Source organism: Acidobacteriota bacterium, from assembly GCA_018001935.1.
Lineage (GTDB): Bacteria > Acidobacteriota > JAAYUB01 > JAAYUB01 > JAAYUB01 > JAGNHB01.
On record JAGNHB010000095.1, the window covers coordinates 1 to 12525 of the forward strand.

The 12525-nt window shown below is 62.8% G+C and carries 14 protein-coding genes; 2 read left to right on the plus strand and 12 right to left on the minus strand.

Annotated elements, in window-relative coordinates; genetic code table 11:
- The 12 genes from KA419_20525 to KA419_20580 form a co-directional block, all read right to left on the minus strand.
- Positions 1 to 837 (minus strand): hypothetical protein (locus tag KA419_20525; GenBank protein MBP7868320.1); only part of this gene is annotated, 837 nt, incomplete at its 3' end.
- 403 nt (positions 838 to 1240) lie between these two features.
- Entirely contained in the window at positions 1241 to 1660 is a 420-nt protein-coding gene (locus KA419_20530) for a hypothetical protein (GenBank protein MBP7868321.1), read from the minus strand.
- A gap of 53 nt (positions 1661 to 1713) precedes the next feature.
- Positions 1714 to 2004: a hypothetical protein gene (locus KA419_20535; GenBank protein ID MBP7868322.1), complete on the minus strand. Its 291-nt coding sequence runs from the start codon at positions 2002 to 2004 to the stop codon at positions 1714 to 1716.
- 750 nt (positions 2005 to 2754) lie between these two features.
- The gene (locus KA419_20540) at positions 2755 to 3132 is read right to left on the minus strand and encodes a single-stranded DNA-binding protein (protein ID MBP7868323.1); all 378 of its coding nucleotides are present in this window, start codon (positions 3130 to 3132) and stop codon (positions 2755 to 2757) included.
- 48 nt (positions 3133 to 3180) lie between these two features.
- Complete coding sequence (locus KA419_20545; GenBank protein MBP7868324.1) at positions 3181 to 3441, minus strand: hypothetical protein; 261 nt, start codon at positions 3439 to 3441, stop codon at positions 3181 to 3183.
- A gap of 133 nt (positions 3442 to 3574) precedes the next feature.
- Positions 3575 to 4591: a site-specific integrase gene (locus KA419_20550; GenBank protein ID MBP7868325.1), complete on the minus strand. Its 1017-nt coding sequence runs from the start codon at positions 4589 to 4591 to the stop codon at positions 3575 to 3577.
- Positions 4575 to 5576 carry a tyrosine-type recombinase/integrase gene (locus tag KA419_20555; GenBank protein ID MBP7868326.1) on the minus strand — a complete coding sequence of 334 codons (1002 nt, stop codon included), beginning with the start codon at positions 5574 to 5576 and terminating at the stop codon, positions 4575 to 4577. Before KA419_20555 ends, KA419_20550 begins: the two co-directional genes overlap by 17 nt.
- Before the next feature lie 3 nt (positions 5577 to 5579).
- Positions 5580 to 6836 carry a tyrosine-type recombinase/integrase gene (locus KA419_20560; GenBank protein ID MBP7868327.1) on the minus strand — a complete coding sequence of 419 codons (1257 nt, stop codon included), beginning with the start codon at positions 6834 to 6836 and terminating at the stop codon, positions 5580 to 5582.
- A gap of 163 nt (positions 6837 to 6999) precedes the next feature.
- Complete coding sequence (locus tag KA419_20565; protein MBP7868328.1) at positions 7000 to 7323, minus strand: hypothetical protein; 324 nt, start codon at positions 7321 to 7323, stop codon at positions 7000 to 7002.
- Positions 7324 to 8068: 745 nt separating this feature from the next.
- The gene (locus KA419_20570) at positions 8069 to 8983 is read right to left on the minus strand and encodes a DUF1738 domain-containing protein (protein MBP7868329.1); all 915 of its coding nucleotides are present in this window, start codon (positions 8981 to 8983) and stop codon (positions 8069 to 8071) included.
- Positions 8984 to 9693: 710 nt separating this feature from the next.
- On the minus strand, positions 9694 to 9984 hold the full coding sequence (locus KA419_20575) for a CopG family transcriptional regulator (protein MBP7868330.1): 291 nt from the start codon (positions 9982 to 9984) through the stop codon (positions 9694 to 9696).
- Positions 9985 to 10019: 35 nt separating this feature from the next.
- Positions 10020 to 10664: an AAA family ATPase gene (locus KA419_20580; GenBank protein ID MBP7868331.1), complete on the minus strand. Its 645-nt coding sequence runs from the start codon at positions 10662 to 10664 to the stop codon at positions 10020 to 10022.
- Between the two features lie 298 nt (positions 10665 to 10962).
- Here KA419_20580 and KA419_20585 point away from each other — a divergent pair, with 298 nt between their 5' ends.
- Together KA419_20585 and KA419_20590 are read left to right on the plus strand one after the other, a co-directional pair.
- Positions 10963 to 11277, plus strand: coding sequence for a PilZ domain-containing protein (locus tag KA419_20585; protein MBP7868332.1), 315 nt, complete (start codon positions 10963 to 10965; stop codon positions 11275 to 11277).
- 215 nt (positions 11278 to 11492) lie between these two features.
- Positions 11493 to 12080: a helix-turn-helix domain-containing protein gene (locus KA419_20590; protein MBP7868333.1), complete on the plus strand. Its 588-nt coding sequence runs from the start codon at positions 11493 to 11495 to the stop codon at positions 12078 to 12080.
- The last annotated feature ends 445 nt before the right edge of the window (positions 12081 to 12525 follow it).

The following is a 12525-nucleotide window of genomic DNA, read 5'->3' on the forward strand; positions in this document are numbered from 1 at the left end:
CTCCCGCCGGTGACGGCGCCCCTCGGGCCGCATGCCCGATTTTGAAGCCTCCACGGCAGCGGCCTTGGCCCTCGCAAGGAGTTCAGGGTCCTCGCCCCAGCTCCGCTTTCGCCCTTCGGCCCGGAGACGTTCGCAACGCGGAGCCGTCACCTCGCGCAGGCGCTCGCGCACTCCCTGGGATATGAGGCGCGTCCTCCGGTTTAAACCCGCCAGTTCTCGGTAATCGGATGAGCTGAGCCCATGGACCTTCCGGGCATGCTGGGCAAGGTTTTTGAATCGCTCGCCGCAAAAATGGCAGCGTAAGGAGTCCGTCAATGGGTCGTAATCCATCACCCCCGATTCACCGTAAGGGAGGTGGATGGAAAAGAGATCGAACGGATCGGTGCGCTTTCCGGAAGAGCTTCCTGCGCCTTTGCGCATGGCCGCTCTCATGGATTTGTGTAACGCATCGAGGCCCAAATGGGAAACCATGTTGTTGAAAATGCGATAGGTGACCTTCAGTTCCGCCGCCGCCCGCCGCCTGAACCACCGGTTATTTTTCAGGGCGTCCAGCACCAGCACCTTTTTAATGGCGTCAACAGTCTTTTTAAGAGACAGCTCGCCGTCCAGGATGGTGGAGATCGCCTGGGTCCGGGCCGCCCGGCGTCGATGGAGCGCCCGATAGGCCCGACTCCGGGCAAGGGCCGCGGCACGGTTCGCCATCGCCTCGCCTGCCACGGCGGCGCCCCGTGGGATCGAGGAAGAACTGCAGGTCGATGGCGCTTCAACGTGACTTGGCGCTTTGGGTGCGCCCCTGCGGTGTTCCTGGACGACGCGCGTGTTTCTTTTGGCGCTCATGTTCCCTCCTTCACGGCTCAACCAGGCCCAGGCTTGCCCGTGGGAGCCATGCGACGAGGCCCTGGCGAAACCCCGTGTCGCTTCGTACACGGCGACAGCCCACTCGATTTTATCACCGGGCCGTAATCCGGCCAAGAGCTCGGATGCCATCACGGGGGTGGAGGCGGGGGAAGTGGGGGATGTCCGTGAACCGCCGTCGGGTGGGTGGGGGAAGACTCCCGAAAGTCTCACCCCAGTCCGGGGGCGACGGAGGAGCCCCCGGTCGCGGTGAGTCTTTCGCACCTTATCGTTCGGGAACGCTTGGGCGCACCCCCGGAGGGACGGATGGGTGCGCCGATGCGTCCCGAACCCAGGGGAGACGGCGATAAGGGCGCCTGCCGGAGAATTCCGGCGGGCGCCCCGTTCAGTCCTCGTCCGGCATCATCAGGGTGATGACCGGCTCCCTTTCGTCCCCGGGTCCGATGACCATCTTCAGGATGGCCGGCCTCGGGGTGGAGCGCCCCCTGGGAACCCGGTGGAGCTTCACCTCCACCTCGCGCTCCCCGGCCATGGCCCGGGCGGCGGCGCAACGGGCCATCCACAGGACGTCCCACAGGCGGCCGGCCTCGTCCTGGTGGACCTTGGCCCCCTCCCGGCCCCAGGCCACGCAGTCGGACCACGCGGCGGCCGTCAGGGCCACCGGGAAACGGAACCCGGCTTCCCGGGCCGTCTCGGTCACGTCCACCAATACCCCGTCCGCGAGGGCCTGGGCGCGGGTGCAGGCGTGGATCACGGGGCCGAAGACCTCTTCCTGGGGGATCAGGCGGGCGTCGTTCGCGTTCATGTTCATGGTTTTCCTCCTTTCCGCGTGGTCCGGATGCGCGGCCCCCGAGGTGTTCATTCGCCGTCGAAACAGCCGTAGTCCTCGTCCGCTCCCCAGCCGGCGGAAGACAGGGCGGAACGGGTGTCGAAGTCGTCGTCCCAGTCCGGCTCCGAGAAGGTGAAGTCCGGGTCCTCCGGGACCATGACCTCCCAGCACAGGTCGCAGCGGCGCTGGCCGCCGTTGCTGACCCACAGCCAGGGGGCGTCTTCCATGACACCGCAGCGCGGGCAGCGGAGGAGAACGGCCTCCCCGCCGTCAATGGATGAAGTGACTTCGTCGCCGTAGAATTCGTCTCCCGAGTACATGAAAACCTCCGTGATTGGTTTTGACCGCCTTGGCGAAAAACAATGTTTCCCCCTGCGGCCTTCACCATGGGCTGAGGCCGCAGGGGGGAACATTGAAAAAAGTCCGCTCCGCGCCGAAGCCGCAGCGGCCGCCCGGGGGCGAGGGGCATGACGGGGGTCCGGAGCCGCTCCGACCCCCGGTGTGACCCTTGTCGCGGCCGCCGGCACAGGCGCGAAAAGAGCCCGGAAGCGACGAAGCCCCGGCCGCGCAGGCGGCACGGGGCGTGACGGACGCGACCGGAGGATGGGACGCGACGGGGGGGCGGAGAGGGATAACGGAAGGGGACCCGCCTGGCGGGGAAGGGGCCGCTTATGCTCGCCGCCCCGGACCGGAGCCCGGCCGGAGGGAGCGGTCCGGCGCGACCCGTGCGCTGGGGGGAGGAGAGCCGGGCCCCCGTTGACGCAGGCGGAGCCGGACCGGAGCCGGACAGGCGCGACGCGTGACAGGCTGGCCTGGCGCGAGGAGCGCGCGGGGGGCGGGCGGAGCCGGAGTGTCCGGGATGCCGGGGAACGAGGCCGCTTGGCGGCGGAGCCGGGGGCGGGCCCCCGCGGTTTTCTTGCACACGCGGGGTCCAGGGGGACGGTCGTTCCCCTGGCGGAGGTCCAGGAGGCGGCGCCGCCTGGCCGGGGTGCAGGGGCCGGCGGCCCCGCCCGCCCGGAAAGAAAAAAGCCCCGCCGGGGCGGGGCTGGGTCGGGGGATGCCCGAGAGGGCTAGAACGGGATCTCCTCGCCGGACGGTTCCGGCACGGGCGCCTCCACCGGCTGCCGGGGCTCGAGCATCTTCAGGTCGTGGATCACGATGCCGGTGGAGTGGCGGCGGTTGCCCTCGGCGTCCTCCCACTGGCGGGTCTGCAGGCGTCCCTCCACGTAGACGAGGCGCCCTTTCCGCAGGTGGGCGGCGCAGATCTCCGCCAGGCTCCCCCAGGCCGTCACGCTGTGCCACTCGGTGCGGCTCTGCTTCCGGCCGTCCTTGTCGGTCCACCGGGTGTCGGTGGCCAGGGAGAAGCGGGTGAGGGTGTTCCCGCCCGGGGTGGCGAGGGTTTCGGGGTCCTTCCCGAGCCGGCCGATGAGTTGGGTCTTGTTCAACATGGGTTGATCTCCTTCCCGCGTGGTGTGGATGCGCGGCCCCCGATTTATTCAGAACAGGGAAGGTTCGGCCGGGGGCGCGAAGGTGAAGGTCCGCCCGGCCGCGATGGAAAAGGCCTCGTTGCCGGCAATCACCAGGTGGTCGTGGACCTGGATGTCCAGGACGGCGAGGGCCGTCTTGACTTCCCGGGTCAGCTGCAGGTCGTCCGTCGAGGGCCGGCACTGCCCCCCCGGGTGATTATGTAATGTGGAGTGGCTGATAATGTGAAGAAGGATTTCTACCGGTTGATTATCCCACCGTATGGCATGCATTCCATTGTCTGACCGCTTAACATTACTCGAAGTGAGATGAACAGGATCCAATCCTGGTCGGCTTAACCGCCGGCCACGTGGTGGTATCCAGTTGACCTCGTAAACGGTGGCATGCGGCTGGTCGCGGAGCTGACTACAACTTTGCCAACCAGTCAAGGATGCTTTGATCTCTCTGCCACGAGGGTCCTTCCCGGTTTATTCTGGGCAGCAGCTTCTCACTGGGTTGAAGGGTTTTCCGCTTCATCTCCAAATCGATTTCCACGTAAAGGTTGGTAGTCTCAATAGAAGCGTGGCCAAGCCACGACCGGATCATGTTTAGATCGACTCCGGCTTGCAGCAGATGCATGGCCGTGGTGTGCCGGAAAGTGTGCGGTGTCACTTTCCGCGTAAGCAACGATGGACAGGCTTGCCCCGCCTTTGCGACACGCTTGGTGATCATGTAGCGCAGACCAAACCGGGACAGGCGATCTCCTTTGGCATTGATGAAGAGCGGCGCGTTATCCGAGAGCTTCAAATGGCGATCCTCGACACATTGCCTGATCGACCGCACCGTTTCTTCCCAGAGAGGACAGGTTCGTTCACGCCGTCCTTTGCCTTGGATCCGGGCATAGTGCGGGCGGCTGAAACGGATGTGGCAGACATTGAGATCCACGGCTTCTTGCGCTCTGGCCCCTGTGTTGTAAAGCAAGCGCAGCAAGGCATCATCCCGCCTTCCATCCGGCTCCTGGACATCAATATGACGGAAGATGCACTGAATCTCCTCCTTCTCCAAATAGCCCAGCACCGGTTTGTTGTGACGTTTGAATGGCAGGGCCAGGATCTGCTGACATTGAGCCACTAGACGCGGATCCGTAGTCGCCAGATAGCGGAAGAAGGCATGAATAGCCGCCATCCTGATGTTGCGTGTTCCAACGGAGTTATGACGAACGCTTCCCAGATGGTCAAGGAATGCCCGAACGAGTTCCGGAGTGATGTCGTCTAGGGTAAGATCAATGCAGCTTTTTTGGTCGCGGTGAGCGGTGAACTGGAAAAGAAGCTTCAGCGTGTCGCGATAAGAGAGGACCGTATGTTGGCTCAAGCCGCGTTGAGACACCATGTGGTCTTCGAAAAAGCGACGTACCGACAAGGCGAGGTCATGGCTCTTCGACATGGGACACCTCCCTTTGATCCGATTGCATCAGGTCCGGAATCAAGAACTGATGATGGAAACGCTCACTCGCTTTCTCAAGAAGTTCAGCCGTGGCATGGAGATAAGTCTGGGTGCCGATGAGCGTGGTATGTCCAAGGTAGGTCGACAGCAGAGGCAGCTTGGCGTTGAGGTTTTCACCCTGTTTATACCACAAGGCTAACCGGGTCACGGCAAAAGTGTGGCGCAAGTCGTGCAGGCGAGGGCCCCGCTCCCCCGGGTGGCGGCGGAGGCCGAGATCCCGAAGAATCGCCAGGAAGACTTGGCAGACCCGTGATGCAGCATAGGCTTGTCCGGATGGGTTGACAAAGACAGCAGCCGTAGCGTTGGTGGGGAATCCGGCTTTCTCACGCAGACCTAAAAAATCAGCAAGCTGGCTAGCCGTGGTAGAGGAGACGGGAACGTAGCGCGATTTGTTGAACTTCGTTTCCCGGATGGTCAGCAGTTGGTTTTCAAGGTCCACATCGGCCAGTGTCAGCTTCAGCGCCTCCCCGATGCGCAAGCCCGTGTTGTATAGAAGACCGAGGAGCGTAGCGATCACAGCCGGACGCAGGCTGCCCGGTGGCCCTATCCGACGGGCGGCCGCCAGGATGGAACGTATTTCCTGGACGGAATAGATATAGGGGGCTGGACGGATGCGGCGTGGAAGCCAAGTGCGGGGAATCACGCACGTCCGGGGGTCAAAACGGCTCAGATAGGCGCAGAACCGCCGCAGCACGGAGACCCGATTGATCCTGGTCCCCGTGCTCAAATGCTCCACTTCCTGGAACCAGCGTATGGCGATCTCGGGCGTGATGGGTTGTCCGGGCTTGAGAGCGTTCACAAGGAAGCGATCCAGGTAGTTGAGGATTTTCCTTTCGGCGGATCCTTTCCGGCCCAGGGCGACATGCATTTCCCAGAATTCGTGGAGCCTGGAAGCAAGGCAACTGTGGAACAGGCAGGTCGCCATGGCTCACCTCTCTTCGGGCCAAGGCATGGCCACCTGCCGGAGAGTCTTGAGGTCGGCCTTGGCATAGATGAAAGTCGTATTCAGATCACGATGGCCAAGCACATCGGCAATGGACTTGATTGACGAATCGTGTACGAGCGCCCGGATGGCCCAGGAATGGCGCAGTGTTCTTGCCCCGCCCTTGGGCGTCTTGACACCGGCTTTGATCATTTTTTTGCGGACCACGGCAGCCACTGCCAGGTTCTTGATCGGAAGGAAAGGAGCCCGGGTGTAGAGGAATACCTCGCGGTATGACGTTGCGGGGCGGAAACGGAGATACCGCAGAATGGCCTCGCCGACAGCTTCCAGCAGAGGAAGCACGACTTCTTTCCCGCCCTTGCAAGTGCGGATGCGAATGGTTGAACGTGGCCAGTTGAGATCCTCCAAAAGCAGTGTTGTGATGCTCCTGCCCCTTAGCCCGTAGGCCATCATCAGTATCAGGATGGCATAGTCCCTGGCTCCACCCGCCGAGTCCGTCGGAATGATGTTTAGAATGCGCTGCAACGACTCGTCCTCCATCCCCTTGGGCAAGGAAGCCAGCTTATAAGAAGGGATGGCGGGGAGCACCCCAGACAGGTCCCTGGAAATCAGTTGGTGACTCGCACAGACTTGGAGGAAGCCTCGCAACCTGCCAATCATTTGCCTGAGGTTCTCCCGAGTTTCTTGCAGATTCTGTTTCACGTATGCGTCGACCACGTCGGCCTTAAGTCTCTTCATGTGCTGAGGTGTCACGTTCTCACCCAAGCTATCCAGAAAATGGCGCAAAGTATTACAGGTTTGCCGAATGGTTTCCTCGGTGAATTCGCGCTCTTCGCGTAGATATTGCAAATAGGGAACTAAAAGCCAACGATACCGGCTTGGTATCGGGTTGGGAGGGGATGGATGGATGATCTTCTTTTCCTCCAGGTACTGGAACATGTGTTTCAGTAATCCCCGCATCAAAGTCCGTGGGTTCCGATCATCCCCGGTAATCTGAAAATCGGTGAAAAAGCAATCCAGAAACGCCTCACTATGGGCCGGAGTAATCTTTTCACACTCCGTAAGCCCCTGCTCGATCAGGTAGCTGTTGAACAGATTGCACTTGCTGAGGATTTTCTGCGCCGTATGATGGACGTACCCTCTTTCTTTCAATCGAGCCGCCAACCCGTCAAAGAATGGGCCTAACGGTCTGCGCCGAAAATCACGCAAAGTCCGCTGATCTTGGTACCAGTACTCAAGCATGGTTCTACCCCCTTTAAAAATGGTGATAGAACAAGCTTATATCAATCCGATTAATGTGTAGTGTCAAAGTGCCAAATCGCCCGCCAGGTAGCCGAAAATCAAGGCATTTGGTTGCAAGTGTTCACATTATTAGCCACTCCACATTACATAATTTATGTGGTGCTCAACATAAGTTGTGGTAAAGAATCACGGCCGTTGCGCCCGCCAGGAGGGCCGCCCGGGCGATTTCGCGGGGGTAGGCCGGGGCCTGGTTGACGGTGCCCGAGGAGAGGATCCGGGCGTCCAGAACGGTGTTGCCGGAATTCAGGGCGAGGATCCCGAAGTGCTCCCGCGCGAGATCGCCGGACGCGGCCAGGGTCAGCGCGGCCAGTTCCGCGGCCCGGGTGGGCTCCGAGACGACATCCCCCAGGGACCGGGACTCCCGGACCATCCACTTCAGGGCCTCCCGGGCCATCTCCGCGTAGTTTGTCACTTTCTTCGTCCGCATCTCTTTTCTCCTTTCTTCGTGTTCTGAAGCCCGCGAAGAAAATGTTTCCCCCTGCGGCCTTCACCATGGGCTGAGGCCGCAGGGGGGAACATTGAAAAAGTCAGCCCAGCGCAGGAGCGCCAGCGGCCGCCGAAAAGGCGAGGGGCATGACGGGGGTCCGGAGCCGCTCCGGCCCCCGGCGTGACCCTTGTCGCGGCCGCCAGTGAAGGCGCGAGAAAAGCCCGCAGACGACGAACCGACGGCCGCGCAGGCGGCACGGGGCGTGACGGGTGAGACCGGAGGGCGGAAGCGAAGGGGAGGGGGCGGAGAGGGATAATGGGAGGGGACCCACCCGGTGGGGGAGGAAGCCGTTTATGCTCGCCGCCACGAGCCGGAGCCCGACAGGAGGTTGAAACCCGGCGCGACGCGTGCGCCGGAGGGAGGAGGGACGGGCCACCATCGACGCAGGCGGAGAGCGCCGGGAGCCGGACAGGCGCGACGCGTGACAGGCTGGCCTGGCGCGAGGAGCGCGCGGAGGGCGGGCGGAGCCGGAGTGTCGGGGAAGCCGGGGAGCGAGGCCGCCTGGCGGCCGAGCCGGGTGCGGCGCCCCCGTGTCCGGCAGTCTCTAAAAGAACACGCGGGGTCCAGGGGGATACTCATTCCCCTGGCGGAGGTCCAGGAGGCGGCGCCGCCTGGCCGGGGTGCAGGGGGTGGGACCCCCTGCCGAAATTTCCGCGTGGTTCGGGATGCGCGGCCCCCCGGGTCTTCATTCGGCGGCTTCTTCCCCGTCGTCTTCGGCGGCCTTCGCCCCGAGGATGAAATCGGCCGCCTTCTGGGCCTGCCCGGCGGCGATGACCACGGCGCGCCGGTCGTTGCGCAGGGCCTTCAGCCAGGAATCGACGTACGCGGCGGAGTTCTCGAGGGTCTTCGGGGCGATCCCCGCCACGGCGCACAGGAAACCCGCGCCCATCTCGGCCACCAACTCTTCCTGGCTGTACTCCTCGGAGCCGAAAGCGGCGTAGGTTTCCAGGTATTTCCGGGCCAGGCGGGAGCTCGCGCCGGTCGCGTGGACAAGTTCGTGGTAGAGTGTGGAAAAGTACTCCTCCAGGTTCGTGAATTGCTCCCGGTTGGGCAGGGTCACGGTGTCGGTGGCGGGGCGGTAGAAGGCGCGGTCCCCGGCGTGGTGGCGGATTTCCGGGCGCTGGGGCATCCCTTCGACGATGGCTTCCGCCTCCTCGATGGTGTGAAACTCTGCCGGAATCGCGGCAGGCTTCGCGGGAATCTTGCCTTCGGGGATGCCTTCCACCTGGTCCAGGTTGAACACGTGATAGTAGCGGAGCAGCGGGATCCTTCCCTTGCGGTCGCGTTCGAGTTCCGCGTCCTCGTCTTCCTTCCGGGCCTTCTTCGCGTCGATGAACTTCCAGAAGATGACCGTGAAACCGTGTTCGTCCTTCTTGACCCGGCCGCCGAGGGCCTTCGCCTGGTTGAAGGTCAAAAAATACGGGGACGAGAAGCCGGTGTGGGCCAGCAGCATGGCATTGATGCCGCGATAGGCCTTCCGGGAAACGAGGTTCCGGGGGGCGGATTCCCCGGCCTTCCAGGGTTTGCGCCACGGGACGACGCCCGCTTCCAGCAGGGCGATGATGCGGTCCGTGATCATGTCGTAAATCTTCTGGCTCATCTCTCTTCCTCCGGTTTTGGTTTGCCGCGTCGCGAAAACAAGGTTTCCCCCTGCGGCCTTCACATTCAGCTGAGGCCGCAGGGGGGAACCTTGAAAAGGTCCTCTTCCGGAAGAGCCCGGAAACGACGAACTGAAGGCCGCGAAGGCGGCGCGGGGCGTGACGGATGATTCCGGAGGGAGGAAGCGGAGGGAATCGGCGGAGAGGGATAATGGGAGGGGACCCGCCCGGCGGGGAGGGGGTCGTTTATGCTCGCCGGCGAGACCTGGAGCCCGACCGGAAGACGAAATCCGGCGCGGGCCGTGCGCCGGAGGGAGGAGAGACGGGCCACCGAAGACGCAGGCGGGGCCCGCCCGGAGCCGCGGCGGCGGCGCGACGACTGACAGGCTTGCCTGGCGGAAGGAGCGCGCGAAGGAAGGACAACGGCGGAGTGTCGGGGATACCGGGGAGTGAGGCCGCCCGGCGGCCGAACCGGGGGCGGGCCCCCGTTGCGGGGTCCAGGGGATGGTCATTCCCCTGGCGAGGGTCCGGGGGGAGATCCCCCGGAAGAAAAGAGCCTTCCAGGATGCTCCAGGACAAACGATCGGGTGGCCCGCGACCCGAAAAACCCGATCCGAACGCGCGGCTGCCGCGTACCTCTCTCTGTACTTTCCGAAAACTTCCAGATCGTTCTGAAAAAGTGGAAGTTAGAGTACGAGAAAATGCGATGTTTTCATTGGGTATTCTGGCGGTTTGTCTCCGGATGAAAGGCGTCCACGCTGATGCCGTGCTCCATACCCTGGTTGATGGCCAGGTTGATGACGGCGGCCCGGCTCAGACCGAGCCTTGCGGCCAGCGCGTCCACCCGCTCCAGCATCGGCTGGGCGATGGTCAGGGTGATCTGGATCTTGCGGCCCTTGCGGACATAGCGGGGCTTTTTCTCGTTAGTCCCTTCCGCAACGGCGTCCGGTGCGCCGGAAATAAAGGATTCGACACTCTTCGGCTTGGGGCGAACGATGGGCATGTCATCTCACCTGCCAATGAAAGTAACTCAATATACTATTGAAAAACATGATTGACCAGTGATTTTACCTCCTCGCTGGCTTTGAGGTCCTGGGGTTTCAGCTCCAGGACCGACAGCCCGGACCCGGCGGCGTTCGCATAGGCCTTCCGGCGTCGCAGGGGTGCCGCCAGGTATTCCAGTTGAGGTACGTCGGCCACGGCGGCTGCCGCCTCGGCGTTGTCCCGGGAATGCTCCCCAGGGTCGGCGAAGTTCAGCACGGCGAAGCAGCGCAGCCCATCCCGGACGCTCCGGGCGTCCTCGACCAGTTCGGCGATGTCGTTGAGCGCCCAGACGTCGTAGCTGCGGGGTTGAAACGGTATCAGCAGCACGTCGGACAGCACCAGGGCGGCCCGCAAGGCGGAGGAGTCCCGCCCGCCGGCGTCGATGACGATGTCCCGGTACTTCTCCTTCTGAAGAAGCACCTGTGCGCGCAGAAGGGGCCCATCGGGGTAACAGGCGCAGGCGATGCCGGGACGGTGCCCATTCTCCGCCCGGATGCCGATGGCGGTCTGGGCGGTCAACTGCCGGTCCCCGTCGACCAGCCAGACATCGTGACCCGCCAAGGCCCGGGCAATGGCCAGGTTCACCGCGATGGTGGTCTTTCCCACCCCGCCTTTCGTGTTGCCAACGGTTACTATCATATTCACCTCATATAATATTAAAACGAATTATAATTATATCCTATGTGAAGTAAATATCAATCAGAAAAGATGAAGCGATTCAAGGAAGGCAAGTGGAGGCGTAAAGCGTCATCGGGTCACGGCCGAGCTGCGGCATCATGAGGTTGGGCTGCCAGGGCGCCCCATTGGCGGCGCCTTTTGAAAACTGCATCGTCCGGGCGTTCCAAGCCTGGCCTGGCGGACGGGAATTCCTGATATAATGACGGGGAGGGCAGAGGGGCCGTTGCGTTCAAGCCCCGCGGATGGGAGGTGTTGACGAATGGAAGCGGCGTTTGCACAGAAGCGGTCGGAAAAGCGGCTCAAGATCAACTTCCCCCTGGAAGTGAACCTGAAAACCGCGGTCGAATCGATCCCCCTGGGGCGCGGGCTGGAGGATATCTCCAGGAGCGGCTGCCGGCTCAGGCGGTACCGCTTCGCCGGCGAGATCGATCTGGATGCGGGGACGGTCTATCCCGTCGAGCTGCGCTTCCGGTCGGAGCGCTACGTCACCCGGATCAGGGTGGTGTGGGTCACCGAGGAACACTGCGGCGTCCGCCTGACCGAAGCGGTGCCGTTCTGGCCGGTCAACTTCTGAACCACGAACCACACGAAAAACACGAACGGGGGGACTGTTTATGAACGGGTCTCCAGGATGGCCCAGGTTCGACGATCGGGAAGGGGGCCGCTACCCAAACATCCCAAGAACGTGATCGATGCGCCACGAGCCGTCAGCAAGGCCGGGCCAAGGCCCCGGAGTTGTGATATGGTGAGGCGACCGTCTTTTGGGATGATTTTTCCGAGAGGTATACCATGAAGATTCTCATCATCGAACCCGACGTCGATTTCCGGTCGAGTGTGGCGGAAGCCCTGACCCAGGCGGGGCACCAGGTCCGGGAGGTTGCCGATGCGGCCGCCGGCCGGGACGCGCTGAACGACGCGGATATCCGGGTGGTGGTCATGAGCCACCGGCAGACCAGGCTTGGAGACCTCGACCTGATCCAGACCGCCCGAAGCCACAACGCCAACACCGGCGTAATCTTCTGCGCGGAAAAGCCAAAGGTGGAAGACGTCGTGGGCCTAATGAAGCGCGGCGCCGACGATTTCCTCACTCGGCCCGTCCCCCCCTCGGCCGTGGTCTCCGCGGTCGAAGCGGTCATTAAGCACCGAGGCCTCGACATGTCCGGTTCTCATCAGCTCAGCCAAGCCCTCGGGACGCTGCTTCGGGACCTGCGGAAGGAGCGGAAGATGTCACTCAAACACGTGGCCAACCGGACCGGCCTGTCCGTCAGCCTCCTCTCCCAGATCGAGCTGGCCAAGACCTCCGCCTCCATCGCCACCCTGCACAAAGTCGCCTGCGCCCTGGGCACCCGGCTCGGCTCGCTGTTCGAGAAAGTGTGATCCATTCGCGCGGCCGCCGCGCATCTCACTCTCGGGGCTTCATTCAGAGTCTTCCAGTGCGATTTGAGAAAAAGGAGGTCCTACAGGACGAAAACGCAGCTATGTTTTCGTTGGGCTGTTTGTACTAGTCGTTCCGACGAGGAAGATGCTCCTCGCACGCCCCTTCAACACCCCCCCGCGCAAACGCGAAACCTTCCCCACAGTTGTTTTTTCCCCCCCTTCCGTTGATTTTTCCACTTGACCTCGCCGCTTCGGCAGGGGTATCCTCCGCCCTTTCCCGGGCCCGGCCGGGTCGGGAAGAGCGGCCGCGTCGCCCCCCTCTCCGCACCGGTGAGGAAGAAGGCCAAGAGCAACGGTCAGGGATTGGGCCAGCCCCATCCGCGGAGAGGCGGTAATAAACTCTATAGCCCGGCCTCTAAAGAAGGCCTTATTCTATAGAAAGGAA

Bases quoted from the DNA above. Each gene is read 5' to 3' on its own strand.
- KA419_20565 (MBP7868328.1), bottom strand. From the start codon at position 7,323: ATGCGGACGAAGAAAGTGACAAACTACGCGGAGATGGCCCGGGAGGCC.
- KA419_20550 (MBP7868325.1), bottom strand. From the start codon at position 4,591: ATGTCGAAGAGCCATGACCTCGCCTTGTCGGTACGTCGCTTTTTCGAA.
- KA419_20530 (MBP7868321.1), bottom strand. From the start codon at position 1,660: ATGAACGCGAACGACGCCCGCCTGATCCCCCAGGAAGAGGTCTTCGGC.
- KA419_20560 (MBP7868327.1), bottom strand. From the start codon at position 6,836: ATGCTTGAGTACTGGTACCAAGATCAGCGGACTTTGCGTGATTTTCGG.
- KA419_20555 (MBP7868326.1), bottom strand. From the start codon at position 5,576: ATGGCGACCTGCCTGTTCCACAGTTGCCTTGCTTCCAGGCTCCACGAA.
- KA419_20570 (MBP7868329.1), bottom strand. From the start codon at position 8,983: ATGAGCCAGAAGATTTACGACATGATCACGGACCGCATCATCGCCCTG.
- KA419_20540 (MBP7868323.1), bottom strand. From the start codon at position 3,132: ATGTTGAACAAGACCCAACTCATCGGCCGGCTCGGGAAGGACCCCGAA.
- KA419_20545 (MBP7868324.1), bottom strand. From the start codon at position 3,441: ATGCATGCCATACGGTGGGATAATCAACCGGTAGAAATCCTTCTTCAC.
- KA419_20575 (MBP7868330.1), bottom strand. From the start codon at position 9,984: ATGCCCATCGTTCGCCCCAAGCCGAAGAGTGTCGAATCCTTTATTTCC.
- KA419_20585 (MBP7868332.1), top strand. From the start codon at position 10,963: ATGGAAGCGGCGTTTGCACAGAAGCGGTCGGAAAAGCGGCTCAAGATC.
- KA419_20590 (MBP7868333.1), top strand. From the start codon at position 11,493: ATGAAGATTCTCATCATCGAACCCGACGTCGATTTCCGGTCGAGTGTG.
- KA419_20535 (MBP7868322.1), bottom strand. From the start codon at position 2,004: ATGTACTCGGGAGACGAATTCTACGGCGACGAAGTCACTTCATCCATT.
- KA419_20580 (MBP7868331.1), bottom strand. From the start codon at position 10,664: ATGATAGTAACCGTTGGCAACACGAAAGGCGGGGTGGGAAAGACCACC.